Annotated in this window: 19 protein-coding genes; 9 read left to right on the top strand and 10 right to left on the bottom strand. The window is 65.7% G+C overall.

The window, feature by feature from the left end; translation table 11 throughout:
* Nucleotides 1–69 precede the first annotated feature (69 nt).
* The 4 genes from ACE3OO_RS02075 to ACE3OO_RS02060 all read left to right on the top strand — a co-directional run bounded on the left by ACE3OO_RS02075 (nucleotide 70) and on the right by ACE3OO_RS02060 (nucleotide 4,430).
* Nucleotides 70–1,407 carry a M48 family metalloprotease gene (locus tag ACE3OO_RS02075; protein ID WP_374299222.1) on the top strand — a complete coding sequence of 446 codons (1,338 nt, stop codon included), beginning with the start codon at nucleotides 70–72 and terminating at the stop codon, nucleotides 1,405–1,407.
* Between the two features lie 120 nt (nucleotides 1,408–1,527).
* The gene (locus tag ACE3OO_RS02070; RefSeq protein WP_374299220.1) at nucleotides 1,528–2,292 is read left to right on the top strand and encodes a DsbA family protein; all 765 of its coding nucleotides are present in this window, start codon (nucleotides 1,528–1,530) and stop codon (nucleotides 2,290–2,292) included.
* Between the two features lie 201 nt (nucleotides 2,293–2,493).
* A protein-coding gene (gene prfB, locus ACE3OO_RS02065; protein WP_374299217.1) for a peptide chain release factor 2 occupies nucleotides 2,494–3,613 on the top strand; the annotation gives its coding sequence in 2 pieces (ribosomal slippage) (nucleotides 2,494–2,562 and nucleotides 2,564–3,613; 1,119 coding nt in all).
* Between the two features lie 136 nt (nucleotides 3,614–3,749).
* Nucleotides 3,750–4,430 carry an esterase/lipase family protein gene (locus ACE3OO_RS02060; RefSeq protein ID WP_374299215.1) on the top strand — a complete coding sequence of 227 codons (681 nt, stop codon included), beginning with the start codon at nucleotides 3,750–3,752 and terminating at the stop codon, nucleotides 4,428–4,430.
* Nucleotides 4,431–4,488: 58 nt separating this feature from the next.
* On the opposite strand, the gene ACE3OO_RS02055 is transcribed toward ACE3OO_RS02060, so the two are convergent.
* The 4 genes from ACE3OO_RS02055 to ACE3OO_RS02040 form a co-directional block, all read right to left on the bottom strand.
* Nucleotides 4,489–4,998, bottom strand: coding sequence for a polymer-forming cytoskeletal protein (locus tag ACE3OO_RS02055; protein ID WP_374299213.1), 510 nt, complete (start codon nucleotides 4,996–4,998; stop codon nucleotides 4,489–4,491).
* Complete coding sequence (locus tag ACE3OO_RS02050) at nucleotides 4,955–6,226, bottom strand: M23 family metallopeptidase (protein WP_374299211.1); 1,272 nt, start codon at nucleotides 6,224–6,226, stop codon at nucleotides 4,955–4,957. Before ACE3OO_RS02050 ends, ACE3OO_RS02055 begins: the two co-directional genes overlap by 44 nt.
* A gap of 269 nt (nucleotides 6,227–6,495) precedes the next feature.
* Nucleotides 6,496–7,050, bottom strand: coding sequence for a thioredoxin-dependent thiol peroxidase (gene bcp, locus ACE3OO_RS02045; protein WP_374299209.1), 555 nt, complete (start codon nucleotides 7,048–7,050; stop codon nucleotides 6,496–6,498).
* Nucleotides 7,034–10,339: a bifunctional [glutamine synthetase] adenylyltransferase/[glutamine synthetase]-adenylyl-L-tyrosine phosphorylase gene (locus tag ACE3OO_RS02040; RefSeq protein ID WP_374299207.1), complete on the bottom strand. Its 3,306-nt coding sequence runs from the start codon at nucleotides 10,337–10,339 to the stop codon at nucleotides 7,034–7,036. Before ACE3OO_RS02040 ends, bcp begins: the two co-directional genes overlap by 17 nt.
* Nucleotides 10,340–10,485: 146 nt before the next feature.
* On the opposite strand from ACE3OO_RS02040, the gene ACE3OO_RS02035 reads away from it, so the two are divergent.
* Entirely contained in the window at nucleotides 10,486–13,665 is a 3,180-nt protein-coding gene (locus ACE3OO_RS02035) for an AsmA-like C-terminal domain-containing protein (RefSeq protein WP_374299205.1), read from the top strand.
* Nucleotides 13,666–13,797: 132 nt separating this feature from the next.
* Here ACE3OO_RS02035 and ACE3OO_RS02030 read toward each other — a convergent pair whose 3' ends face one another.
* Both ACE3OO_RS02030 and tyrS read right to left on the bottom strand, forming a co-directional pair.
* Nucleotides 13,798–16,185: a penicillin acylase family protein gene (locus tag ACE3OO_RS02030; RefSeq protein WP_374299203.1), complete on the bottom strand. Its 2,388-nt coding sequence runs from the start codon at nucleotides 16,183–16,185 to the stop codon at nucleotides 13,798–13,800.
* Nucleotides 16,186–16,348: 163 nt separating this feature from the next.
* Nucleotides 16,349–17,605, bottom strand: a complete 1,257-nt coding sequence (tyrS, locus tag ACE3OO_RS02025; RefSeq protein ID WP_374299201.1) for a tyrosine--tRNA ligase — start codon at nucleotides 17,603–17,605, stop codon at nucleotides 16,349–16,351.
* 140 nt (nucleotides 17,606–17,745) lie between these two features.
* Here tyrS and ACE3OO_RS02020 point away from each other — a divergent pair, with 140 nt between their 5' ends.
* The gene (locus ACE3OO_RS02020) at nucleotides 17,746–18,804 is read left to right on the top strand and encodes an anhydro-N-acetylmuramic acid kinase (protein ID WP_374304648.1); all 1,059 of its coding nucleotides are present in this window, start codon (nucleotides 17,746–17,748) and stop codon (nucleotides 18,802–18,804) included.
* On the opposite strand, the gene fabF is transcribed toward ACE3OO_RS02020, so the two are convergent.
* From fabF to ACE3OO_RS02005, 3 genes are all read right to left on the bottom strand, one after another.
* On the bottom strand, nucleotides 18,801–20,111 hold the full coding sequence (fabF, locus tag ACE3OO_RS02015; RefSeq protein WP_374299199.1) for a beta-ketoacyl-ACP synthase II: 1,311 nt from the start codon (nucleotides 20,109–20,111) through the stop codon (nucleotides 18,801–18,803). The two genes, ACE3OO_RS02020 and fabF, sit on opposite strands and share 4 nt — an antisense overlap.
* 56 nt (nucleotides 20,112–20,167) lie before the next feature.
* Nucleotides 20,168–20,650 (bottom strand): MarR family winged helix-turn-helix transcriptional regulator, encoded by a 483-nt coding sequence (locus tag ACE3OO_RS02010; RefSeq protein ID WP_374299197.1) that lies wholly within the window; start codon nucleotides 20,648–20,650, stop codon nucleotides 20,168–20,170.
* 145 nt (nucleotides 20,651–20,795) lie between these two features.
* Complete coding sequence (locus ACE3OO_RS02005; RefSeq protein ID WP_374299195.1) at nucleotides 20,796–22,115, bottom strand: ferric reductase-like transmembrane domain-containing protein; 1,320 nt, start codon at nucleotides 22,113–22,115, stop codon at nucleotides 20,796–20,798.
* A gap of 98 nt (nucleotides 22,116–22,213) precedes the next feature.
* Here ACE3OO_RS02005 and ACE3OO_RS02000 point away from each other — a divergent pair, with 98 nt between their 5' ends.
* Both ACE3OO_RS02000 and ACE3OO_RS01995 read left to right on the top strand, forming a co-directional pair.
* Nucleotides 22,214–23,263, top strand: a complete 1,050-nt coding sequence (locus ACE3OO_RS02000; RefSeq protein WP_374299193.1) for a hypothetical protein — start codon at nucleotides 22,214–22,216, stop codon at nucleotides 23,261–23,263.
* Nucleotides 23,264–23,627: 364 nt separating this feature from the next.
* Nucleotides 23,628–24,512 (top strand): hypothetical protein, encoded by an 885-nt coding sequence (locus tag ACE3OO_RS01995; protein WP_374299190.1) that lies wholly within the window; start codon nucleotides 23,628–23,630, stop codon nucleotides 24,510–24,512.
* 244 nt (nucleotides 24,513–24,756) lie between these two features.
* On the opposite strand, the gene ACE3OO_RS01990 is transcribed toward ACE3OO_RS01995, so the two are convergent.
* Nucleotides 24,757–25,482 carry an alpha/beta hydrolase gene (locus ACE3OO_RS01990; RefSeq protein WP_374299188.1) on the bottom strand — a complete coding sequence of 242 codons (726 nt, stop codon included), beginning with the start codon at nucleotides 25,480–25,482 and terminating at the stop codon, nucleotides 24,757–24,759.
* A gap of 116 nt (nucleotides 25,483–25,598) precedes the next feature.
* On the opposite strand from ACE3OO_RS01990, the gene ACE3OO_RS01985 reads away from it, so the two are divergent.
* Nucleotides 25,599–26,792 carry a cysteine desulfurase family protein gene (locus ACE3OO_RS01985; protein ID WP_374299185.1) on the top strand — a complete coding sequence of 398 codons (1,194 nt, stop codon included), beginning with the start codon at nucleotides 25,599–25,601 and terminating at the stop codon, nucleotides 26,790–26,792.
* Nucleotides 26,793–26,976 lie beyond the last annotated feature (184 nt).

Raw genomic sequence — 26,976 nt, 5'->3', positions numbered from 1 at the left:
TACTTCGCCATGGCCGTACGCTGGTCTTCCATGCGCCGTTCTCTCCGCCGTTTGCTTGCTGTCGGCTGTATGCTGCTGACGGCCGCCGGGACGGTTCTGCCGACCGCCGCCGAGGCCCAGCGTCGCGGCGCATCTCTGGTGCGCGACGCCGAGATCGAAAATACCATCCGCGTCTATGCCGCGCCACTCTTCGGGGCGGCCGGGCTCTCCAGCGAGGCCATCTCGGTCCATCTGGTCAACGACCGGACCCTGAACGCCTTCGTGGCCGGCGGCCAGCGCATCTTCGTCAATACCGGCCTGCTGATCCGGGCCGAACGGCCGGCCCAGGTAATCGGCGTGCTGGCCCATGAAATCGGCCATATCTCGGGCGGCCACCTGGCCCGGCTGTACGATGCCCTCGACACGGCCTCCACCGCGATGATCCTGTCCATGCTGTTCGGCGCCGCCGCCGCCGTGGCCGGGTCCGGCGAGGCGGCCACGGCGGCCATTCTGGGCGGCCAGCAGGTGGCCGAACGCAGCCTGCTGTCCTTCACCCGCACCCAGGAATCGGCCGCCGACCAGGCCGGCGCCACCTATCTGGAGGAAACCGGCCAGTCGAGTTCGGGCCTGATCGAGTTCCTGCGCATCATCGGCGGCCAGGAGGCGCTGGTGGTCGAACGCCAGGATCCTTACGTGCGCACCCATCCGCTGACGCCCGAACGCGTCGCCGCGCTGGAATCGCGGGCGCAGCGCTCGACCTATCGCAATGCCAAGGACAGCCCGGAGAATCTCGAGCGGTTCCGGCGCATGCAGGCCAAGCTGATCGGCTATCTGGAAGGGCTGCCGGCCACCCTGCGCAAATACCCTGAAAGCGACACGTCGCTCTACGGCCGCTATGCCCGCGCCTTTGCCTATTTCCGCGCGCTGGATTTTCAGCGCAGCCTGACCGAGACCGACAGCCTGATCCGCGATTATCCCAACGATCCGTTCTTCCACGAATTGAAGGCCGACATCCTGCTCAACATGGGCCGCGTCGCCGACTCCCTGCCGCCGATCCAGGAGGCGCACCGCCTGGCGCCGAACGAGCCGCTGATCGCCTATGGCGTGGGCCAGCGCCTGGTAGCCCTGAACGACGACAGCCGGCTGGACGAGGCGATCACCATCCTGCGCCAGGTGACGTTGCGCGAACCCGACAACGGCGGTGCCTGGCAGCAGCTCGCCACCGCCTATGGCCGCCGCAACGATATCGGCATGGCCTCGCTGGCCTCGGCCGAACGGTATCTGGTGATCGGCAGCGCGCGCGATGCCGAGGGCCAGGCCGAACGCGCCTCGCGCCTGCTGAAGGAGGGCTCGCCCGGCTGGCTGCGCGCGCAGGACATCATCGCCGCCGCCAAGGATCTGCGCCGCCAGCAACAGCAACGCCGCTGATTCCGCTGATTCCGGGGCTTCACGGCCCCGTTTTCCTCACGGTCTTGTGCCTTGTTCCGGCACCGGCCCCGCCGCATAGTCCGGCAGCGTCACCAAGGGTTTCCACCAAAGGATTTTTCCATGTCGCCGTTCCGTTTTGCCGCCGTTGCCTTCGTCCTGCTGCTGGCGGCACCCATCCCGAAACAGGTGCAGGCCCAGGTGCAGGCCCCCGCCTTTCCGGCCGAACAGCGGGCCGCGGTGCGCGACGTGCTGGTCGACAATCCGGAAGTGCTGGAAGTGCTGCTGCGCCACCCCGAGATCCTGCAGGAAGCCAGCCATGTGCTGGTGAAGAAGGCGGAGGCCCAGCGCGAGGCGCTGACCAGCAACGCCAAGGCGCTGTTCGACGATGGCGTGTCGTATGTCGCCGGCAATCCGAAAGGCGATGTCACGCTGGTCGAGTTCTTCGATTACCGCTGCGGCTATTGCAAGCAGGTGCAGTCCAGCCTGATCACGCTGATCAAGGAAGACCCCAAGCTGCGCGTCGTGCTGAAGGAGCTGCCGGTGCTGGGGCCCGACAGCGTGATCGCCGCGCGCGCCGCCATCGCCGCGCTGGAGCAGGATAAGGGCGGCAAGTATTTTGCCTTCCACAATGCCATGATGGGCTTCCGCGGTCAGCTCACCGAGCCCGAGGTGTTCCGCATGGCGGCCGCCAGCGGGCTGGACCTGACCAGGCTGAAGGCCGACATGGCCGCGCCGAAGGTGGAGCAGGTGATCCGCGCCAATCTCGCGCTGGCCGAAAAGCTGGGCATCAACGGCACGCCCGGCTTCGTGATAGGCAAGGAACTGGTGCCCGGCGCGATCTCGCTGGATTCGATGCGCCAGCTGGTGAAGGCGGCGCGGGGGTGATGTTTCGGGAATAAAAAACGTGGATGCCCGGCCAAGAAACCATCCCGGACCCGGGCAGGACGGTTATTTTTTGTCGCCGTTTCCAGACCTTTGCGTCATGGCCGGGCCAACGGCTGGCTTTGCCAGCCGGCAACGGGTACTTGACCCGGCCATCCACGACTTATTACTTTCCGCCCGACAAAAGTTGATGAAGGAAACAGTATGCGCGCCGAAATCCAGGCGATGGCCGATGAAATCCAGCAGTCGCTCGGACTGCTGAGGAGGTCTCTTTGACTGGGATAACGCAGTCAAGAAACTCGAGGAACTGAACGCCCGCTCGGAGGATCCGAGCCTGTGGAACAAGCCTGCCGAGGCGCAGGCCCTGATGCGCGAACGCACCAAGCTGGAACGCGCGGTATCCACCCAGCGCCGGCTGGAAGCGGCCCTGCAGGACAATATCGATCTGATCGAACTCGGCGAGGCCGAGGGCGACCAGGGCGTGATCGACGAGGCGGAAGCCGTGATCATGGGCCTGTCCAAGGAAGTGGCGCAGGCGCGGCTGGAAAGCCTGCTGTCGGGTGAAGCCGACATGAACGACACCTTCCTGGAAGTGCATGCCGGCGCTGGCGGCACCGAAAGCCAGGACTGGGCCTCGATGCTGCTGCGCATGTATGTGCGCTGGGCCGAGAAGCACGGCTACAAGGTCGAATTCCAGGAAGAGAGCGAAGGCGAGGAAGCCGGCATCAAGTCGGCCACCATCAAGGTGATCGGCCCGAATGCCTATGGCTGGCTGAAGAACGAAAGCGGCGTGCACCGGCTGGTGCGCATCTCGCCCTACGATTCCAACGCGCGCCGCCATACCAGCTTCTCATCCGTGGGCGTCTACCCGGTGGTGGACGACACCATCGAGATCGAGGTGCTGGACAAGGACCTGCGCGTCGACACCTATCGCGCCTCGGGTGCTGGCGGCCAGCACGTCAACAAGACCGACTCCGCCGTGCGCATCACGCATATGCCGTCCGGGATCGTGGTGGCCTGCCAGACCAACAAGTCGCAGCATCGCAACCGCGACGAGGCGATGAAGATGCTGAAGGCGCGGCTGTACGAGCGCGAATTGCAGAAGCGCGAAGCCGAGAAGCAGGCGGTGTTCGATAGCAAGACCGATATTGGCTGGGGTCACCAGATCCGCTCGTATGTGCTGCATCCCTACCAGATGGTGAAGGACCTGCGCACCGAGCTGGAAACCAGCGACACCCAGGGCGTGCTGGACGGCGATCTCGACGCCTTCATGGCTGCCCAGCTCGCCGCCAAGGTCGGTGGCGGCGACAAGGACGCGGCGTAATTCCTTTCCGCTACTATAATCGTCATGGCCGGGCCCAGGAACTCGTCTTGGCCGGCCATCCACGTCTTTGGTCCGGTCAGGCAAAAAAACTCGTGGATGCCCGGACCAAGTCCGGGCATGACAATAGGGGATGGACGTGAACTCCGGACCCGACCGCGTGATCCTGCTGCATGGCCTGGCGCGCACGAAGCAATCGATGGCGCGGCTGGCGCAGGCCTTGCTGCGCGAGGGCTACGCTGTCGAAAACTGGGACTATCCCTCGCGGCAGCATGAGTATGCCGGCCTGCTGACTTTGCTGCGGCCGCGCATCGCCGCGCTGGCGGGCGCGCAGCGCACGCATTTCGCCAGAACGCATTTTGTCGGCCATTCGCTCGGCGGCCTGCTGCTGCGCAGCCTGTTGTCGGAACCCTTGCCATTCTCCGCCGGTCGCCTGGTGCTGCTGGGTGTGCCCAATCGCGGCGCGTTATCCGTGGCGCGGCTGCAGGCGCACAGGGCCTTCAGCCGTTTGCCCGAAATATTCGGCCGCCCGGCGCGCGACCTCTATCGCGATGCGCCGTGGCTGCAGGATCTGCCCTGGCCGCCGCTGGAAACCGGCGCGGTTGCCGGCACGCGGCGGTTTCACCCGCTGATCCCCAGCGCCTGGGTCAATCTGCTGCATGGTGCCACGGAGCAGGGCGACGGCACGGTGGAACTGGATTCCGCCCTGCCGCCGGCACTGACGCATACGCTGATGCTGCCGGTCGGGCACAGCTTCCTGCCCAGTGATCCGCGCGTGATCGCGGCCGTGCAACGGTTCCTGAAAGACGGACGTTTCTAGCGCCATGAAAAAAGGCGGCCCGCAGGGGCCGCCTTAAAAATGCCGGATAAGGGCTGTCTCAGCTCGCGGTGGCGGCGCGGGCGGCGAGGCCGGGCAGGGCGCCCGACAGGCCGGTTTCGGCCGCGCCCTTGATCGCCTTCTGCACGGTCTTTTCGGTTTCGTCCTTGGCTTCGCTGCTGACCACGCTCAGCTTGGCCACCATGTCGCGCGGGTTCTCGGCGAACTTGCACAGGCCTTCGATCTTGGCGCCGGCGGCAATCGAGAGCAACTCGTGCCAGATGTCGCCGCGCACCTTCGCGGTCTTGTCCAGTTCCACCGACTTGGCGCGGATGCGGCCGATCACCTCGCCGCGGATCAGCACCTGCTCGGCCACCACTTCGCCCACCACCTTGGCATTCTCGCCGATGGCGAGCCGCACCGCGGTCACGTCGCCGTTGACCAGGCAGTCGATCTGCATCTCGCCTTCGGAATTGAGATCGCCGTTCACCGTCAGGCCGGCGCTCAGGATCGACGGCGGCGCCTGCTTAGCGGCGGGCTGCGGATTGGTTTTCTTGCTGCTTGAAAACATGATAGCCAGCCTCGATGAATTTGGCGGGATCGATCTGCTCGTCATCGAGCAGCACTTCGTAGTGCAGATGCTGACCGGTGCTGCGACCGGTCGAACCCATGGTGCCCAGCGGGCGTCCGTAAGCGACGGTCTCGCCCGCCTGCACGGAAATCGAACTCAGGTGAGCATAGCGCGTTTTCACGCCCAGGCCATGGTCGATTTCCACCGCGCGACCGTAGGGTCCTTTGCGGCCGGCAAAGACTACCACGCCGGGTGCGGTGGCCATCACCGGCGCCTTGTTCGGGCCGATGAAGTCGATGCCGGCATGGAAAGCCGGCTGCTTGGTGAAGGGATCGATGCGGCGGCCGAAGGTGGACGAGGTTTCCGCCTCGATGCCCATCGGCAGGGCCAGCGGCAGGCGCTGGGCCAGGGCCATCAATTCGCCCCAGCGGCCAAGCTTGCCTTCCAGGCTGCTCATGTCGCGGTCCACCGGATCCAGCGACGCGGTCTGGGTCGGATGCGGCTCCAGGCTGCGCAGCGGGCCGCCGACGCCAACTTCGGCGCGGGCCTCGGTGGCGCGGGCCAGCATGCCGCCGATATCGAGACCGGTGAGGGTCAGCGCCTTTTCCAGCGCGGCCAGGCTTTGCTCGGTGCGATGGTCCAGTTCGTCCAGCAATTCGCGCTGGCGGCCGCGCACGGTAAGGATGCGGGTCTCGATGTCGCGCGGCTTCACTGCCGGCATCGGCGGCTTGGCCTTCGACTCACGCAGCATGCCTTCCAGATCCTCGATCGAGGCGGGATCGTCACTGCTGCGGACCGGCGCGGCGGAGGCCAGCTTGCTGCTGTCAGGTTTCGTGGCCTCGGCGGCGGCTTTCGGCGCGGCCTGCTGGGGCTCTGGCGCGGCCTTGGCCGTGACCTTGGCGCCAGCCTTGCCGCCATCGGTCTTGCCGGCGTCGGCGGAATCGCCCGGCAGCGCAGGACTGCGCTGCTTCATCGCCATGTCGTAAAGGCGGCGATAGCGCTCTTCCAGGTCGCGCGAGGTGACGACGAAATTCTCCTGGCTCTTTTCGTAATCGGCGGCGAGCCGCTCATAGGCCAGGCTGAGTTCGGCGATGCGGCGGTCGCGGGTGTCGAGCAGGGCGTCGCGATAGAAGACGTTCACGGAGGCGTAGCCAATCCAGCCGGCGAAAGCGACCACACCGGCAGCCATCGCGATCTGGGCGCGACTGGAGAGAGCGACGTAACGCACGTCGCCCCGGCTACGGAAAATGATCTGCCGTTCTGGGAACAGGCGGTCGCGCAACTCCCGCCATTGCCGTCTCGCGCGTCGCGTCACTAAGCCCCCCGTTTTGTCTTGGAAACCGCTCGCCTGTGGCTGAGGGGATTAGGGCTTATTTGGCTTGGTTAATGCAAGAAAGAATCTGTTACGAATCTCAGAAAAACACGCGCGAACACGGACTTAACCCGTGTCGCGCGTGTTATCCACAGAATGTGGATAAGAACCGCAAGCGCTTGATTCTAAAGTGCCTGCACGGCCTGCAGCACCGAGTCCACATGACCGGCCACTTTCACCTTGCGCCAGATTGCCGCGATCTTCCCGGTACGGTCGATTAAGAATGTCGCGCGCTCGATGCCCATATAGGTGCGCCCGTACAGACTTTTCTCAACCCAGACGCCATACGAGTCGGTGACTTGCCCCGACTCGTCAGCGGCCAGGATCACCTTCAGTTTGTGCTTGTCCTTGAATTTGTCGTGGCTTTTGGCCGTGTCGCGCGAGCAGCCGATCACCACGGCATTCAGCTTGTCGAACTTCGCCTTGGCCGCCGTGAAGTCGATGGCTTCCATCGTGCAGCCCGAGGTGTCGTCCTTGGGATAGAAATACAGCACCACCGCCTTGCCCTTCAGATCGGCCAGCGAAACCTTGCCGCCGCCATCGGTGGGCATGCTGAAGGCGGGCGCGCGGTCTCCCACTTGCAAACCGGTGGAGGCGGCGCTGGCCTTCTTCGGCGCGGCTACTTTCTTTGGCGTGGCCTTCTTCTTCGCGGCGGGTTTCTTTTTAGCGGGCGTTGCCATCGTCCTGTCCTGTGCGGTTGGAATCCTGGTTCAGCGAATCTGCGAGCGAGAGATAGGGGGCGGCCGGCTGCTCGACCAGGGTGACAAACAGTTTGTGCACCTGGCGCTGGCAATCCTCCAGCCGTTCGCTCAGGGCCGCAAGATTGTCGTCGCCCACCAGTTGCGGCAGGCGCTTGGCCAGCGCCGGCGGCCACAATGCCGGATCGCCGGCTTCCTCGCGGCCGGCCAGCCGCGTGGCGGCCAGCAAGGTGGCATAGAGCGGCCCGGCCAGCCGCAGGATGCGCAAGGTCTTTGCCTCCAGCAGCCCGGCCCGCGCCATGGCTTCCAGCGCCTGCAGCGGATTGGCCTGCAGGATGTCGGGATGCATGGCGCCATGGCGCAGCAGCAGGTATTGCAGGATGAATTCCAGGTCGACCAGGCCGCCGCGGCTCTGCTTCAGGTCCCAGATGCTTTTGCCCTGCTTCTGCGCCGCCAGCCGTGCCCGCATGCTCGCCACATTGGCCAACAGACGCCTGTCGTCGCGCTTGGCCGTCAGGATTTCCTGCCGTACCGCCTCGAATCGCGTCGCCAGTTTCGGCGCGCCGCAGACCACGCGGGCGCGGGTCAGTGCCATATGCTCCCAGGTCCACGCCTCGTTGCGCTGGTAATCGGCAAAGGCATCCAGCTTGATCGCGATCGGTCCGGCGCCGCCGCTGGGCCGCAGCCGCATGTCGATCTCATACAGCCGGCCTTCGCCGGTCATCGCCGTGATCGCGTTGATGAAGCGCTGGCACAGCCGCGCGAAATACAGGCCCGGGCTCAACGGCCGCGCGCCGCTGGACTCGCCCGCATTCTCCGGGCAGTCGAAGATCAGCACCAGATCGAGATCGGATTCCAGCGTCAGTTCGCGGCTGCCCAGCCGGCCCAGTCCGATCAGCGTGAGTTCCATGTCGCGGATCTTGCCGTGCTGGGCGGCGAATTCGTCGCCCACGCGCTCCAGCAATTCGGCCAGCACCGCATCGGCCACGCGGCTCAAGCTGTCGCCTGCCGCCACGCCGTCCAGCGTGCCGCGCAGCAGGCCGATGCCGACCTGCAGTTTCAGTTCGGTGGTCCAGCGCCGCGTCCAGTCCAGCACGTCCTGGAAATCGCGCGCCGCCGACAATTGGCGCTTCAGGCTGGCCGCCAGCGTCTCGGCATCGAAGCTGGGCGGATGCTCGGCATATTCCAGCAGGCTGTCGAACAGCGCGCTGTTCTGCGACAGCGTCTCGGCCAGCTGCGGCGCGGCGGCCAGCACCTCGGCCAATGTGTCGAGCACGGCGGGATTGGCCTGCAGCAGCGCGAAAAGCTGCACGCCGGCCGGCAGGCTGGCAAGGAACTGATCGAAGCGGCGGATCGCCACATCGGGGCTGCCGGTGCGCGAAAAGGCTTCCAGCAGGTGCGGCATGATGGCGGTGAGCTTTTCGCGCGCGCGTTCCGAACGCATGGCGCGATAGCGGCCGAAATGCCAGCCGCGGATCATGGCGGCGATTTCCGGCGGATCGGAGAAACCCAGGCCGCTGAGTGTTTTCAGCGTCTCCGGATCGTCGTCGGTGCCGGTGAAAACCAGGCTGCCGGCTTCCGAACCCAGCGATGGCGCTTCGCTGAACAGGTCGTCGTAATAGCGCTTCACCCGCGCCAGCACGGCCAGCAGGCGCGCGCGGAAAGCCTGCGGATTTTCCTCACCCAGGAAACAGGCCAGATGCGCGATGTCGCGCGGCAGGGTGTGGGTCTGCTCGTCGGCGATCATCTGCAGCCGGTGTTCCACGCGGCGCAGGTAACGGTAATCCGCGATCAGCTCGTCGCACACGGCCTGGCTCAGGCGTTCGGTGGCGACCAGCGCGCGCAACGCCTCGCAGGTGGGGGCGGCGCGCAGGCGCGTGTCGCGGCCGCCGGCGATTAGCTGCTGGGTCTGGGCGAAGAACTCGATCTCGCGGATGCCGCCGCGGCCCAGCTTGATGTTGTGGCCTTCCACCGCGATCTCGGCATGGCCCTTATGGGCGTGGATCTGGCGCTTGATCGAATGGATGTCCTCGATGGCGGCGAAATCCAGGTTCTTGCGCCACACATAGGGCGTCAGGCGCTGCAGGAAGCCGGTGCCGGCCGCGATGTCGCCGCCCACGGGCCGCGCCTTGATCATCGCCGCGCGTTCCCAGTTCTGGCCGAAGCTTTCGTAATAGGTCTCGGCGGCGGCCATCGACAGTGCCACCGGCGTCGAGCCCGGATCGGGCCGCAGCCGCAGATCGGTGCGGAACACATAGCCGTCCTCGGTGCGGTCATGCAGCAGGCGGAACATCTGCTGGGTCAGGCGCACGAAACATTCCAGCGGCGTCTTGCGGCCGGTGTAGCGCACCACGTCCTGGTCGAACAGCATGATCAGGTCGATGTCGCTGGAGTAATTCAGCTCGCGCGCGCCCAGCTTGCCCATCCCCAAGGCCACGAAGCCCGAGCCGCGGCACGGATCCTTTTTCGCATCCGGCAGCTTCAGCTCGCCCTGCGCGGCAGCATGGCGCAGCAGCACGGCCATGGCGCTGTCGATGCTCAAGGACGCGAAGTCGCTTAAGCACCCGGTGATCTTTTCCAGCGGCCACAGGCCGGCGATATCGGCCACCGCGATCGAGAGCGCGACGCGTTTCTTGGCCTGGCGCAGCGGCGCGGCCAGCGCCTCGGGTTCGTCGCAGCCGCGCACGATATCCTTCACCGCCTGCATGGCCTGCTCGAAGGCGGCATCCGGCCCCTTGTCCAGCAGCAGGGCCACGGTGGCGGGTTCATCCAGCGCCAGCTGGGTCAGGAAGGGGCTGTTGCCGAACAGGCAGGCCAGCAGGGTTCTGGCGCCCCCTTCAGTCTTCGCAGGAGGCTGCTTCGTCGCCGCGGCCAGATGCTTCGCCAGGCTCCGGTCCGGCCATTCGGCCAGCATGTCGGCCCAGTGTTCGAAGCCGCGCGCGGCGGCCTCGGTATCGAAGGGGCGGGGCAGGCCGGACCAGTCGGCCCCCGACCGGCCGATACCGGCCCCGCCGCTGGCGGCCGCCAGCGGTTTTTTCGACGTCGGCCCGTTTTTTCTCGCGGACCCGGTCTTTTTTCCCGGTGCTGCCTTGCGGGTGCCGCTTTTCGTTCCGATCTCTGTGGGGACAGCCTTTTTGGCTGCGGCCGGTTTGGCGGCGATGGATTTCCCGGCACTGGATTTTGCAGGGCCGGATTTGGCACCGCCGGATTTTGCCTTGCGGGCCGTGACTGTCTTTTTCCCGGGTTTGGCCGGTAATCGCTTGGATGGCATGGCGTTTCCCTCGTGCCGTGGGCGAAGTTCGGCTAAACTCGGCACAGGGTCAAGCAGCGGCGGCCCCCTGTCGACATAAAGCCTACCCGGTCATCTCTGGCCGACGGAAATTGAGGACGCGATACGTGGTTTTGCGATGGAGTCGGTTGCTGGTTCGCTCGGTTGTGGCGGTGGCGCTGACACTGGTGGGTTTGGGTGGGCTGCTGGCCTGGCGTGTGGCGCAGGAGCCCATCTCGGTCGGTTTCCTGATCCCCTATGTCAGCGAGGCGCTGGCCTTGCCGCAATTCGGCATCCGCGCCGAGATGACCGACCTGGTGCTGGCCTGGTCGGAGCGCGACCAGAGTCTGCGCCTGCGCGTGGTGGATGCGCGCTACCGCGCCAGTGACGAACGCGTCACCCTGCGCATTCCCTTCATCGACATGGCGCTCAGCGGTCCCTCGCTGCTGCGCGGCGTGATCGCGCCGCGTTACGTCTTCGCCAGCGGCATCGAGGCGCGACTGGTGCGCGATGCGCGGGGGCGGTTCCAGATCGGCCTGCCGCTGGAAAACGACGGCCAGCCCGGTGCCACCACCGAGTCCGAGGAAGTGCGCACCCCCAGCGATGCGCTGGCCACCAGCATGTTCGCCGGCGTGTTCGAGCTGCTGTCGCGTACACCCGATCCGGGCGATCCCCTCAGCCAGCTCGAGATGGTGTCGATGCTGGCCGAGCGCCTGGTGATCGAGGACTGGAAACTCAACCAGCGCTGGGTGGTGCCAGAGGCGCAATTGTCCTTCCGGCGCGGCGACGGCCATGTCTATGCCTCGGCCACCGGCGCGCTGGACTGGCGCAACCGGCGGGTCAATCTCACCGTCGGCGCCGATTATGTGTCGGCCGAACGCGCCGCCAGCGTGAACGTGCAGTTCGACAATATCGAGCCCTCCGATTTCGCCGATGTGGTGCCCGAATTGCAGCCGCTGGAATATTTCGCGGCGCCGCTCGGCGGCAGCCTGACCCTGCGCCTGAACGAAAGTGGCGAGCAGCTTGGCCTCAATTTCGACCTGCATGCCGGCGCCGGCCGCATCCAGGCGCCCGATTTCCTCGCCGCGCCCCTCGATCTCACCGAGGCGCGGTTTCGCGGTTATGCCGATGCCGCCAACGGCCGGCTGTATATCGACGAGGGCAGCATCAGCTTTGCCGACCAGTTCCGGCTTTCCTTCGGTGGCTGGGTCAGCCGCAGCGAAGGCGAACGCTATGGCCTGGAGCTGAAAGGCCAGTTCTTCGACCTGCCGACCGATGCGCTCGGGCAATACTGGCCGCCCGGCATGGCGAAGAACGCGCGCGACTGGGTCACCACCAATATCCGCGAAGGCAAGGTCTCGGCCGGCCGTTTCGCCGCGGCGTTGACGCCGGCCATGGTGGCCGGCCAGGAACGGCTGCCGCGCGAAGCCGTGAAGCTCGATTTCGCCTTCGAGGGCCTGCAGGTGGATTACCTGGCGCCGATGACCAGGCTGCGCGAGGCGAAGGGCAGTGCCGCGCTGGATGCCGATACGTTCGACCTCTCGATGGAGACGGCCTCGGTGAACCTTCCCGGCGGCGCGCTGCAGGTCGGCCCCGGCAGCGTGAAGATCACCGGCCTGCAGGATGCCGACCAGCATGCCGACATCACCAGCACGGCGCGCGGCAAAAGCAGCGACGTGCTGACGCTGATCGACCAGAAGCCGCTCGGTTTCCCGTCCAAGCTCGCCATCAAGCCGGCCGGCGTGGGCGGCGACGCCGTGGTGAAGTGGCGGCTGAAATTCCCGCTGCTCAATGCGCTGAAGACCGACGATATCGCGGTGACGGCCGAAGCCGATCTCGCCGCGCTCAGCATGGATGGCCTGATGGGCCGCTATGGCCTCACCGACGGCACGATGAAGCTGAAGGTCGATACCAAGGCGCTGGAAGCCAGCGGCAAGGCGGCGCTGAACGGCGTGCCGTTGCAGATTGTCTGGCGCCAGGAATTCAATGCCCGTGCCGCCGTGCCGGCGCGCTATCGCCTGATGGGCCGCATCGACGAGGCGCAGCGCAAGGCGCTGGGCTATCCGCTGGCGCCCTATATCGACGGGCCGGTGGATGCCACCATGGAGATCGAGGAACGCCGCGGCGGCGAAACGGCGGTGGGCGGCGAGTTCGATCTCAAGGATGCCACCATCGTCGTCGCCGAGGCGCATCTGGGCAAGCCGGCGGGCACGCCGGCGCAGGGCCGCGTGCAGATCCGCACCCGCGCGGGCCAGCCGGTGATGTTCGACCTGATCGAGCTGACCGGCCCCACGCTGTCGGGTCGTGCCAAGGCGCAGCTCAACACCGATGGCGGCTGGAGCACCGAGATCGCCAGCCTGAAGGCCGGCGACAACGACGCGCGCGGCCGCATCAGCTATGCCGCCAATGGCGATGCCCAGATCGAACTGAGCGGCAAACGTTACGACCTGCGGCCATTCGTGAAGGATGTGTTCGACGACGACAGCGAACCGGGCCAGATCAAGCCCAGGCTGACGCTCGACCTGCGGCTGGACGAGGCGCAGATCGAAGACGCGCTGGAAATGCGCAACCTGTCGCTCAGCGTGCAGCGCGAACCCAAGCGGCTGGAGCGCCTGAGCCTGACCGGCGGTTTCGCCACCACCGGCGGCGTCGCCTTCTTCATCACGCCGGCGCTGGAAGGCCGCTCCCTGCGGCTCGATTCCGACAATGCCGGCGCCATGCTGCGTTTTCTCGGCATCACCGACATGCAGGGCGGCACCATGCAGATCAATGCCGCCTACGACGACACCAAGGCCAACCAGCCGCTGGCCGGCAGGATGACCATGCAGAATGTGCGCGCGGTGCGCGCGCCGTTCCTGGCGCGGCTGTTCGGCATCGGCTCGTTTGCCGGCCTGTCGGCGTTGCTGTCGGGCGAGGGTATCCTGTTCGAAAACGGCGAAGTGCCGTTCAGGCAGCAGGATGGCGTGTTGACGATCCGGCCCGCGCGCCTGACCGGCCAGCAGCTCGGCATCACCTTCGAGGGCAATATCTACAACCGCACCGACAGTGTCAGCATCACCGGAACGGCCGTGCCGGCCTTCGTGCTCAACACCATCCTGGGCAAGATTCCGCTGCTGGGCGACCTGTTCGTCGGCGACGGCATCATCGGCGTGAATTTCGCCGTCTCGGGGCCGAAGGACGATCCGCAATTCACCGTCAATCCGCTGTCGGCCATCGCGCCGGGCTTCCTGCGCCGCATCTTCCAGGCGCCGACTACCGGCGAAGGCAATGGCACGCAGCAAGCGCCGCCATCGACCGAAATCCCGTTCGAGCAGCGCATCACGCCGTAGTCGCGGTTAGGGCGTAGCGTGGATGCCCGGCACAAGGCCGGGCATGACGGATGTATTGAGGCGTTTCCCTGAACGTCATGGCCGGGCCCAGGACCGCTTCCTTGGCCGGCCATCCACGTCTTCTTTCCGCCTCTACGGCTTTAGCACCAGCACGTGCCGCGCATTGGCCTCCACCGCCTGCGGCGCGAACCACCAGGGCAGCAGGCGACCGCCCATCCAGGCGTCGAGCTGGTCGGTCTGGTGCGGGCCGAACTGGCGCTCGGCCACGCCGCCCGACACGGCCGCCATCACCTTCTCGGCATCCGAGAAATCGGCGATGAAGCGCAACGATGCGAAGAAGCGCGTGTCGAAGCCCTGGCCGTAACCTGACAGCGCGCGCTGCACCGTCTCGCCCGAGCCGGCATAGGGCTGCGGTGTCGTGCCGAGCAGGGCGGCGCCGGGGCCGCTGCGGCGCAATGGACTGACGAAGGCGATGGTATGGACCTTGCCCCACAGCCACTCCTGCGGCTTGGGTCCGTATTTGGCTTCCAGATCGGCGCGGGCGATATCGGTTGCGCGCTGGATCATGTCGGGCAGGGTTTCCACGGCCGGCGTGGCCGTGTCGTCGAACCACGGCGAGGCGGGATCGGCCAGCAGCGCATCAAAACGCGACTGCCAGGTATACCAGTTCGAGAGCCAGCGTTTCGCCAACTCCGGCCCCAGTTCGTCGGCAAAGGTCTGCGCCGCCAGGGCCTCGTAGATGCTGTGATAGAGGGTGGGCGCCGCGCTGTCGGTGCGTTCGTTGAAATCCCAGGCCCCGAGGATGGCGGCGATGTCCGCATGCTTGCCGCCCTGCAGGGCGGCGACGATCTTCGGCGCCAGCATGCGCGCCTGCGCGTTGCTGATATCCTGCATCAGTTTCAGGTGGTCCTCGGCCTTCATCGCCGGGCCGTTCTCGATGCGGTTCTTGATCGTGGCGTAGCGATAGGGCGGCGAGAAATAGCTGCCGTAGTGATAGGGATAATTGTCCGGCTGGGTGTCGTGATTGGCGGTGCCCACCCAGCCGCGCGCCGGCGCGATCTGGCCCGGCAGCCTGTCGGACGGGATGAAGCCGCGCCAGTCATTGGCCGCCGTTTCCGCCGGCTTGGGGAACACGCCCTGGCCGCTGGCGCGCAGCGGCACCAGCCCGGTGGCGCGATGGCCCACCGCGCCGCTGCTGTCGCCGAACACGTAGTTGAAATACATCACGCCCATCTGCTGCGCGGCGGCATCCACTTCCTGCACGGTCTTCGCTGTCAGCAGCTTTTCGATCCCTAAGCCACCGCCCGGAATCTCGGCCGAGGCCATGCGCAGGGCCAGCACACGGCCATTGGCGGCGGTTCCCACCACCGGGCCGCGCTTGGTGCTGCGCACGGTCAGTTTCTCCTCGCGCAGGCCGCCTTCCGCTTTGCTGTCCTTCACGCGGATGATCTCTTCGCGCGTGTCGAACGGCACGCTCGCGCCGTTATCCAGATAATTGGCCGGGCTGGCCGGATCGACGGTCTCGATGAACAGGTCCTGGGAATCGCCATAGCCGTTGGTGACGCCGAAGGCCACATGGGGCGTGCGGCCCACCGTCAGGCCGGGCACGCCGGGCAGGGCGGCACCCACGGCCTGGATGCCGGGCGCGAACAGGCCGACGGGATGCCACACGCCGGGCAGGGTGCGCGCATCCAGATGCGGATCGTTGGACACAATCGTGGCGCCCGAGGCCGAGCGCGCGGCCGAGACCGCCCAGTTGTTGCTGCCGAGTTCGATGGGCGCGGCAACCGGTGCGCCGCCCTGCAGGATCAGATCCTGCACGTTCAGGCCCTCGACGACCTGCACCGGAGCATCCAGCGAAGCCAGCTGCGCCTTACGGTCGGGATTGACGTTGAGCGGGAACAGCGCCTTCGCCTTCTCGAATCCCAGCCTGTCGATCATCGCCTGCATCAGCAGCTCGGCTTTGTAATTGGTGGCGTGGCTGTAATTCACGAAATGCAGCACGGCCACCATGTCGTCCAGGCTCCACGGCCCGACGCGGAAGCCGGCCAGCTTCAGCTCGATGGGATGATCGGCGGTCTGTGCTGCATAGGCATTCAGCCCTTCCGCATACCAGGTGAGGAAATCGCGGGCTTCCGCGCTGAGCAGTTTCGCGTGGCGCTGCGCATTCTGCGCCAGGCCCAGAATGCGCATTTCCTTATCACTGGCCAGTCCGGCCTCGCCGACCACTTCCGCCACGCGGCCGTATATCAGCGCGCGATAGGCTTCCAGCTGGAACAGGCGGTGCTGCGCGGTGACGAATCCTTGAGCGCGGATCAGGTCGGGCGTGTTCTGCGCGAAGATGTAGGGGATGCCATGGGCATCGCGCAGCACGCGCACCGGCGCGCTCAGGCCCGCCATCTGCAGCTCGCCATCGGTCTTGTAGCCGTTGCCCCAGCGCAGCCAGGCCAGCCCGCCGCCGATGGCGGCGGCGACGACGATCACGAGAGCGAGCAGGATTTTGACGATGCGCTTCAACATGGCGGGTCTCCCTTGATGGCAAGACTATCCGCCAGCGCGACGGCGGCGGCAATCCTGCCGCTGGGGAAGCGACTCGGAGCAGCAAATGGGATCCCGGCTCAAGGCCGGGATGACAAAACGCGGAGCGTCATCCCCGCGAAAGCGGGGATCCCATTTTTCAGTCTTACGCCGTCTCGATCAGCACATGCTGCTTCTTGCCGAAGCTCAGGCGCAGGCGGCCATCGGCGCCGAGGTCGGTGGCCGAGATGCGCTGGGTTTCTTCCTTCACCGGCTGGTCGTTCAGCTTGATGGCGTTGCCGCGGATATGCCGGCGCGCCTCGCCGCCCGATTTCGCCAGCCCGGCTTCCAGCACCAGCGCGAAGGCCTCGATGCCGGCTTCCAGCTTGGCGCGCTCCACCTTCACCACCGGCAGGTCGCCGCCGAAACTGCCTTCCTCGAAAGCCTTGCGCGCCGTCTCGGCGGCCAGTTCGGCAGCCTCGCGGCCACGGCAGAGTGCGGTGGCCTCGGTGGCCAGCACCTTCTTGGCCTCGTTCAGCTCGGCGCCCTGCAGGCGTTCCAGCCGGGTGATCTCGTCCAGCGGCAGGTCGGTGAACAGGCGCAGGAAGCGGCCCACATCGGCATCCTCGCAGTTGCGCCAGTACTGCCAGTACTCGTAGGTCGGCAGCATGTCCTCGTTCAGCCACACGGCGCCCGAGGCGGTCTTGCCCATCTTGTGGCCGGCGGCGGTGGTCAGCAGCGGGCAGGTCAGGCCATAGAGGCTGAGGTCATGCACGCGGCGGCCCAGCTCCACGCCGTTGACGATGTTGCCCCACTGGTCCGAGCCGCCCATCTGCAGATTGCATTTGTGCCGGCGCGCCAGTTCGACGAAATCGTAGGCCTGCAGGATCATGTAGTTGAATTCGAGGAAGCTGAGCGGCTGCTCGCGTTCCAGCCGCAGCTTCACGCTGTCGAACGACAGCATGCGGTTGACCGAGAAATGCCGGCCATAGTCGCGCAGGAAGTCAATGTAGTTGAGCTTGTCCAGCCAGTCGGCGTTGTTGACCATGATGGCGTCCGACGGGCCGTCGCCGAAGGTCACGAAGCGCGAGAAGGCGGTCTTGATGCTCGCCATGTTGGCGGCGATGTCGTCCACCGTCAGCAGCTTGCGCGCCTCGTCCTTGCCCGAGGGATCGCCGACCTTGGTGGTGCCGCCGCCCATCAGCACGATGGGCTTGTGGCCGGCCTGCTGCAGGCGGCGCAGCATCATGATCGAGAGCAGGTGGCCGACATGCAGGCTCGGCCCGGTGCAGTCGTAGCCGACATAGCAGGTGATCCCCGACGGCTGCTGCGCCAGCGCGTCGAGGGCGGCGCCATCGGTGCATTGGTGCAGATAGCCGCGCTGGCTCATGGTCTGCAGGAAATCGGAACGGAACTCGGTCATGGCGCGCTCTGGTTCGGCTTGGGTCCTGTGGGCGGGAAAGGCCCGATGGTCTATCATAGCGGACCCGATTCTCCCAGCCTCCGCCCCCTCGATCAGGTGTTCCCGACTTGTCCCCGCAGCCCTCCTGGATCATCGGCCTGATGAGCGGCACTTCGCTGGACGGCATCGATGCCGCCCTGCTGCGCACCGACGGCGAGGCGATTGCCGGGTTCGGTCCGGCGCTGACGCTGCCCTATGCCCCGGACTTGCGCGAGAAAATCCGGACGCTGCTCAACAAGGGGGGGCACGAGGCCGGCGCGGCGGCGCGGCAGCTTACCCAGGCCCATGCCGAAGCCGTCGCCGCTCTGCTGGACAAGGCCGGCCTGGCGGCCAGCGACATCGCCTGGCTGGGCTTCCACGGCCAGACCATCCTGCATCGCCCTGAAGCCGGCCGCACCTGGCAGATCGGCGATGGCGCGCTGCTGGCCCGCCTCACGCGCATTCCCACCGTGTCCGATTTCCGCTCGGCCGATGTCGCCATGGGCGGGCAGGGCGCACCTTTGGTGCCGCTCTATCACGCCGCACTCGCGCGCCATGCCGGTCTGCCGCCGCCTTTGCTGGTGCTCAATCTCGGCGGCGTGGGGAACGTGACGTATATCGGCGGCGCCACGGAAGCCGATCTGATCGCCTTCGATACCGGCCCGGGCAACGCGCTGATCGACGACTGGATGCTGCATCACAGCGGCCAGGCCCATGACGAAGGCGGCGCGACGGCCGCCAAAGGCCGCGTGGATGAGCGCGCCTTGCAGCACCTGCTCGATCATCCCTATTTCGGCGCGCCGCCGCCGAAATCGCTCGACCGCAACGATTTCAGCGCCGCCCCCGTGCAGGGGCTGTCGCTGGCCGACGGCGCCGCCACGCTCACGGCGTTCACGGCCGCCAGCGTGGCGCGCGGGCTGCAACACCTGCCGCAGCGGCCGCTGCGCTGCCTGGTCTGCGGCGGCGGCCGGCATAACGCCACGCTGATGAACATGCTGACCCAGCAGCTCAACATGCCGGTCGAGGCCGTCGAAGCCGTGGGCTGGCATGGCGACCATCTGGAAGCCGAAGCCTTCGCCTTCCTCGCCGCCCGCGCCGTGCGGGGCCTGAGCTTAAGCCTGCCCGGCACCACCGGCGTGCGCAGGCCGGTGAGCGGCGGGCGGATGTATCGCCCGGATTAAACCGCGCGCATGACGCCAATCTGCTTCATGACAATCGCGGCATTCACGCCGCCGAAGCCGAAGCCGTTGCAGAGCGCGGCCGTGATGGCGCGCGCCTTCGCCGTCAGCGGCACGAAATCGAGATCCTCGTTGCCATCGTCGGGGGCATGCAGGTTCAGCGTCGGCGGCAGGATGCCGCTGCGGATCGCCATGGCGGTGAACACCGCCTCCACGCCGCCGGCGGCGCCGAGCAGATGGCCGATGGCCGACTTGGTGGAGGAAATCGCCACGTCGCGCAAATGGGCGCCGAACACACGGCGCAGGGCGGCCACCTCGCCATTGTCGCCCACCGGCGTCGAGGTCGCGTGCGCGTTCACGTAGCCGATCCCGCTGCCATCGCCGCCCGCCATCTTCAGCGCGGCCTGCATGGCGCGCGCCGCGCCCGAGCCATCCTCCGGCCCCGAGGTGAGGTGATAGGCATCGGCGCTGGTGCCATAGCCGGTGAGTTCCACCAGCGGCGTGGCGCCGCGCGCCTGCGCATGCTCCAGCGTCTCCAGCACCAAGAGGCCGGCGCCTTCGCCCATCACGAAGCCGTCGCGGTCGCGGTCGAACGGCCGCGAGGCGGTCTCGGGCGCCTCGTTGCGCGCGGTGGATAAGGCGCGCGCGGCCGCGAAGCCGCCGATGGAGAGCCGGTCGATGCAGGCCTCCGTGCCGCCGGCGAGCGCCACGTCCGCTTCGCCCGAGCGGATCAGGCGCATGGCGTCTCCAATGGCCTGCAATCCGGCGGCGCAGGCGGTGACCGGCGTGCCCAGCGGCCCCTTGAAGCCGTAGCGGATCGAGACATTGCCGGCGGCGAGGTTGGCGAGGAAGGCCGGCACCACGAAGGGCGACAGCCGTCGCGGCCCGCGCGCATCCAGCGTCGCCTTGGCTTCGGTGATGGTGGGGAAGCCGCCGATGCCGCTGGCGATCACCGTGGCGGTGCGCTCGCGCGCGGGTTCGTCCTCGGGCTTCCAGTTCGCCTGGACCAGCGCCTCTTCGGCGGCGGCCAGCGCATAGATGGTGAAGAGGTCCACCTTCTTGCGCTCCTTGTGCGCCACCACGCTGTCGATATCGAGGCCGGCCTCGGCATCGTCTTCGCGGGTCGGCACCAGGCCGGCGATCTGGTTGGGCAGGTCGGAAACATCGATGCGCGTGTTGCGCCGGATGCCGGATTTCGCCGCCACCAGCCGCTCCCAGACTTTCGCCACGCCACAGCCCAGCGGCGTGACGAGGCCCATGCCGGTGACGACGATACGGTCGCTGGCGGGGCGGGCGTTAGGTGTGCTCATGGCTTTCTCCTGTGCATATACACATGTTAAGGCAAAAAATTTTCAGGTCCCCGAACTCACGCCAGCGCCCCCAGCGCCGCCAGCCCCTGCTGCGCCGCGCGCCAGGCCTTGTCGCCCAGGGCTTTGCGCAGGTCGTCCTGCGCCTTGTGCCACAGCGGCACCAGCTTCACGATCAAGGCCTCGCCCTTGCGGGTGAGGGCGAATTTCTGCGCCCGGCCCTGGCCGCCCTGCGGGCAGGCGATCAGGCCGGCCTGTTCCAGCGGCTTCAGGTTGCGCAGCATGGCGCTGCGCTCCAGCGCCATGGTTTCGGCCAGGTCGCTCACCGACTCGAAGCCGCCCTTGGCGATGGCCGCCAGCAGCGAGACCTGCGTGCTCTGCAATCCAAAAGGCTTCAGCAGGGCGTTGTAGCGCCGCGTCACCGCGCGCGCCGCGCGCCGCGTCTTCAGCACCATGCACACATCGGCCATGCCCTCGGGCAGCACGGACGGCGGGCAGGCGGCGGCTTTGGTCTTGGCGGCTTTCAGGGGACGTGAGGCCATGCCCCACCCTGACATATGCATATGCACAAGTCAAAGGCCGCGCCAGCTCCCCTCAGCGCAGGGCGAAGGCCAGCACGGCGGCCACTATCGCGGCAGTGATGCCCCAGAACACGATCAGCAGGCGGTGTGCGGCCGTCATGAGACCTCAGTCGTAATAAAAGCGTTCGGAGACGATCTGCCGCGCCGGGACGCCTAAACCCAGCAGGCTGCGTTCGCAGCTTTCCATCATGCCCTGCGGCCCGCACAGCAGGTAGCACCAGCGCGCCGCACCATCGAAGCCGAACAGCTCGCGCAGCAAAGCCTCGTCGAGCATGCCGCGCCGGCCGGTCCACGCATCGTCGGGTTCCGACAGCACATGCACCACCTTCAGGTTCAGGCTGGCGCTCAGCGACTCCAGCTCATCGGCCAACACGATCTGCGTCCGGCTGCGGTTGCCATAGACCAGGACGACCGGGCGGTCGTCGCCGCTCGCCTGCATCTGGCGCAGGATGCCCAGCAGCGGCGCGATGCCGACGCCGCCGGCCAGCAGGGCCACGCCCTCACATTGCCGTCGCGCCAGCGTCAGATGCCCATAGGGACCATCGACATAGGCTTTCGTGCCCGGCGCGATCCCGCCCAGCTTTGAGGTGAAATCGCCAAACGCCTTGATGACGAACGACAGCTTGGTGCGGTCCGCCGGCGCCGAGGCCAGCGAAAACGGATGTTCATCGGGCGACCACGGATTGCGGCCCACGCGCAGCCATACGAACTGCCCGGCCTCGTAGTCCAGCGCCGCGCCATGGCGCGGTCTGATCTCAAGCTGCCAGGTGTTTGCTGCCACGGGTGTCACGGCCACCACCTCATAGGGCCGGCGCAGCCGCAGCAGCGGGCGTATGAGATAGACCACCAGCATGGTCATCGCCGCCAATGCCAGCAGCAGAATCCAGAACCACAGCAGCGGCCCTTCGCCGCTGTAGCGCCCGGCGGCAAAGGCATGATGCGCCACCAGTCCGGCGATCAGCACCGCGCCGATGGCATGTCCGATGCGCCAGCGTTCGTAACTGTGGCCGATCTGGGTGCGCCGCATGGCGGTGATCACCAGCAGCAGAAGCAGCAGCCAGCCAAGGACGCCGCTATAGGCCGCGGCCCCGGTCAGGCCCAGATGCCCGCGATGGGTGGCGTCGTCGGGCCGCGCCAGGCCAATCGGCGTGGAATAGAGGAAGGGATGCAAGAGGATGAAGGCGGCGGCCACGCGCGCCAGCAACTGGTGGAAACGCATGGTCACATCCATGCCGATGCGTTCCGAGATGCTGCGGAAGCGGCCCGACAGCAGGAACTCCATCAGCAGGATGGCAAAGGCGGCCAGCGCCAGCCCGGACGACAGCTCGTCCATGAACGGGCGCGGCGGCTTGCCCTGTGCCCAGGCCAGAGCCAGCGGGGCGAGGGTGAGCAGCACATAGCCGGCGATGAGGAGGGCTGGAGGCATGGGCTAACGGAAGTGATAAAGCCAGCTTAGTGAAAGCCTCGTAGATTCCAAAGAGTATCTTTTGGACTACCGCCCAACTGTCGGAGTAAAGTTAACGTATGTGGGAAACTATCAAGCGCCATCCATGGTGGACCTTATTCATAGGGCTGGTCACCCCCAGCTGGGGTGCGATTTGGTGGCTCTTTGATTGGATTTCCAGATTTGATTTCATTATTGGCTTGGTCAAAGAACGCCAATGGGTGGCTGACCTCATTGAGGCAGTACTAACTCGGCCGCCGCCATTCGAATTATTGGCCTATGTGATTGGCTTCATTTTAGTTGTGTTCGCACTATTGGCACTCTTTCGGCAAAAACATTCCCCTATGACCTCTGTGTCTTTGTCGTCAGGGCTGGGTCCGCTCGAATGGGAGCCGCTGACTGAGACACAAATTCGCCAAATCAAGTTAGCCATCAAGGATTGGCCCGTCCGTCCCGATATGTATGTCGCCTGCGAAGGCAGTGACTGCGAACATTTGGCACGGGACTTCACGAATATATTTCGTGATCTAGGTTGGCCGACTCTTTCGGGATCGGGAGGATTTGATGCAACAGGTGCTGATGGGCTTGTGATTCACCCGCGGGATTCATTTGGCGCTGCTCTCAAGCATGCGATTGAGCATGCGACTGGATGGGAGGTTTCGTTTAGCGGCGTTGACCGCGAAAATGAAAAGCCTAGGACCCGCCAAACGATGCTAATTGTCGGCCGAAAACCAAACGAGTTTCTAGATATTCGTTTAAATTCGCCGAAATTCATATCGATGCGAGAGGCGACAACACGATTGTATGAGGAAAATCTCAGGGGAAATCGATTGCTCGCTTTAGGTGCTGAGAAGTTGGGTGGCAGTGATTTATTAAGTGCTACGCCAGATGAAAGGTTGAACTGGCTGGCTCAATACATTTCACAGCATATCACTATTTATGGCCGCAAGCCGCCCTCTCGGAATCTAATGAAAATAACGCAAGAAGATTTAAGAGGGGCGTACTTTGATGGAGGTGCGATGGTTCTTAGACATAAATTTTATGACAAAACTATCTACTGGGAAGATTTGTCAGTAGAACTTTCCGAGTTTAATCAGCACGTATCCAAGGCAACGATGAAAAGTGATTAAGAAAAATGTCTTTGTATGATGTAGTGATATTCAACTCGGGTATTTTGAAAGTTGCTTTCGGGAAACGCTGATTTGTGTGCTCTGGATGCAGAACGCCAAGAATTTGTTATTGGGCAACTGGCGACATCTTCGCCACGGTTCTTGCTGCCGGCTTGTTTTCATTGACTGTGACACTGCGGCGGAGCGTCGACTGCTCCCTAAACAGCTATTGGCAGATTTCGCAGCCATAGCGAGGCAATAAGTAGTGCCGTGCATATGATGCTATGAGTGGTTTTCTTATCTATTTTCCTATCTGTTCTTTTTTTGTTTTATTTTTCCCAAATCCGCGTTATCCTTGTCCGTCTCCCCAGAGCAGGAGGCGAGCATGCCGTACCGACCGGAAAACGATCCGTTCAAGGAAGAATACGTTCCACCCCCGGCCCAGCCGCAATCCGAGCTAAAGCCGCGCCGGCCGCAGATTGCCTGGCGGCGCGGGGCGATGATGTGGGCCGATGGCGAGGATCTGTCCGCCATCTGCGCGGTGCTGGGCATCGACGAGGAGCGCTTCTGGCGCCATGTGCGCAACAGCCAGCGCTTCCGTTTCCTGATCCAGCAGGCCGGCGACCGCCGGCGGCTGCAGGCGCAGGTCCGGCTGGCGCGCGAAGGGCGCGACGCCCTGCTGCGCGCCATGCCGCAGATCGAAAACTACGATCCGGCGACGTTGCGCTGGCTGGGCGAGCAGGCGGGGCTGCAGGGCGGCGCGAGTTCGCAGGATCGCCCCGATGCCGGCGAACGGCTGCGGCTCGCTGCCGCGCCGCCGCCCAACCAGGCGTTCCGCAAGCGCATCGCCGCCCAGCGCGGCAGGATGGATGCCCAGGTGGCGCGCATGGAAGAGAGCTTCAGGCGCCGGCAGGCGGCCGAGGCGGCGCGCCAGCAAAACCAGCCTGGGCAAAACCAGTCTGGGCAAAATCAGCCTGAGCAAAATCAAGGGTTAAGCGATGCAAAACCATCGCAAAACGACGCAAAGCCGGCGCCGGCTGCGCCACCATCGCCCGCGCCATCGCCACCGCATCCTCCATCTTTCAGGCCCCGGCCGCGCAGCAACCCGGAAGACTGGAAACCGGAGCCGCGTCCGCCCCGTCCACCCGATCCGCCGCCGCCGCGCAGCCGCGCCGAACTGCTGGGCACGATCACCGACCTGCCGGGGCCGGACATGCACCGCATCCGCTATGCCAGGGATCCCGATCCGGATGAGGAGATGGAGACGTGATGAAGGTCAGGACGGCAGCGAACGCTCAAGGGTCCGCGCTTTTCTCTTCCGTCATGCCCGGACTTGGTCCGGGCATCCACGAGTTCATTTTTCATGCCTTTGCACCGGGATCGGCATCCGTCGCATGGCATAGGCAAAAGACGTGGATGGCCGGGTCAAGCCCGGCCATGACGATATGTGGGAGAGGGCAATGATCCAAAACGTCATGCGCGGGCTTGACCCGCGCATCACCGTGTTGTCGGGATCAGCTACCCGATTGCGGCCCCGATTGCGGCCCCGACTGCGGATTGCTGTTCGCCGCCACGGCGCCCTTGCCGGCGCGGGCCGAGGTGGGCACCAGCGAAACCTTCACATACTTGTCGCAGGCCGCGGTCAGCTCATCCAGCTTGCCTTCGAAGAAATGGTCGGCGCCCTGGATTTTCTTGTAGTCGATCTTGATGCCCTTCTGCAGCGACAGGCGCTGGGCCAGCTTGGCCACTTCCGGCTCGGCCACGATCTTGTCGTCGGTGCCCTGGATGATCAGGCCCGAGGAGGGGCAGGGGGCGAGGAAGCCGAAATCATACATGCCCGCCGGCGGCGCCACCGAGATGAAGCCGTCGATCTCGGGCCGCCGCATCAGCAGCTGCATCGAGATCCAGGCGCCGAAGGAAAAGCCGGCGATCCACACGGCCGAGGCATTGGGGTTATAGGCCTGCAGCCAGTCCAGCGCCGAGGCGGCATCGGAAAGCTCGCCGGTGCCATGGTCGAAGGTGCCCTGGCTGCGGCCGACGCCGCGGAAGTTGAAGCGCAGCACCGAGAAGCCGCGCTTGGCGAAGACGTGAAACAGGTTGTAGACAACCTTGTTGTTCATCGTCCCGCCATACAGCGGGTGCGGATGCAGGATCAGGGCAATGGGGGCATTGGCCTCCGGCCCGTGGGTATAACGGCCTTCCAGCCGCCCGTCGGGACCGGGGAAAATTATGTCAGGCATCTCTGCTCGTCGCTTTCGCCGGAATGGGGAGATTCGGCGCTGGATATTCGGTTGATCGCGGGTCAGTTTTACCATAGTTGGCAGCGCGAAATTCAAGCTTAAAAGCAGGAAATCAGATGACTGCCCTTAAGGTACCCCCGGATACATCCCCTGCGGCGTCCCCACAGGCACTGCCGGCGGCCTACCTGGACTATAACGCCACCGCCCCGCTGCGGCCCGAAGCCCGGGCTGCGATGCTCGAGGCGCTCGCCGCGCCGGCCAATCCGTCCTCGGTGCACCGGTTCGGTCGCGCTGCCCGCGCGCTGGCGGGCCGGGCGCGCGGCCAGGTTGCCGCGCTGGTGGGCGCTGAACCAAAACGCGTGGTGTTCACCTCGGGCGGCACCGAGGCCAACAACCTGGCTTTCCGCCTCGCCATCCGGCAGGGCGGGGTGAAAAGCCTGATCGTCTCGGCCATCGAGCATGACTCGGTGCTGCGGCCGGCCCGCCTGCTGGCGGCCGAACTGGGCCTGCCGTTGCGCGAGGTGCCGGCCGGCCCGGACGGCGTGGTGCCGGCCGAGGCCATCGCCGCAGCCCTGGCCGGGCTTCCCCGCCCGGCCCTGGTCGCCCTCATGCTGGCGAATAACGAAACCGGGGCGATCCAGCCGGTGGCCGAGGTGACAAGACTGGCCCATGAGGCCGGCGCCCTGGTGCTGACCGATGCCGTGCAGGCCGCCGGCAAGGTCCCGGTCGACCTGGCGGGTTTGGGCTGCGACTTCCTCACCCTCTCGGGCCACAAGCTGGGTGGCCCGACCGGGGTGGGGGCGCTGGTGCTGCGCGACGACTGGACCCCCGCGCCCCTGCTGGCCGGCGGGGGGCAGGAGCTGGGCATGCGGGCCGGCACCGAGAACCTGTCCGGCATCGCCGGCTTCGGGGCCGCCGCTGAGGCCGCCCGGCTGGCCCTGCCCACGGAAGCCCCCCGGCTGGCTGCCCTGCGCGACCGGCTGCAGGCCCTGATGCTGGCCGCGCTCCCGGGGGCGCCCGTGCATGGAGGAGGGGCTGCCCGCCTGCCCAATACGCTCTGCATCGGCCTGCCCGGCCTGCCGGCCGAGACCCAGGTGATGGCCCTGGATCTGGCCGGGGTGGCGGTGTCGGCCGGCTCGGCCTGCTCGTCCGGAAAGGTCACGCCCAGCCATGTGCTCACCGCCATGGGGCTGCCTGAAGCATCCGCCCGCGAGGCCCTGCGCTTCAGTCTCGGCTGGGCCAGCACGGATGCCGATGTCGAGCGCGCGGCGGCGGCCTGGATCACGCTGGTGCAGAAGGTTTTGAAGTAATGTTTTGAATTATATTATTTATTTAAATATTTGAAGTTATTTATATAAATTGATTTGATTAAAGTGATTTTCCGGTCTTGGGCCGGCGTTGGTACTGGGCGGTGAATTTGCCCGGTTTTGATCCTGCGCAAGGCCGGGCGGCGGCCGACTCAGCTATCCGTAAGCCCGGTTTTGTGATCAGGGA

Origin of the sequence: Ferrovibrio sp., assembly GCF_041906005.1 — a bacterium.
Classification (GTDB): domain Bacteria; phylum Pseudomonadota; class Alphaproteobacteria; order Ferrovibrionales; family Ferrovibrionaceae; genus Ferrovibrio.
The sequence above is the reverse complement of the archived record's forward strand: the minus strand, read 5'-3'. Positions and strand labels throughout refer to the sequence as shown.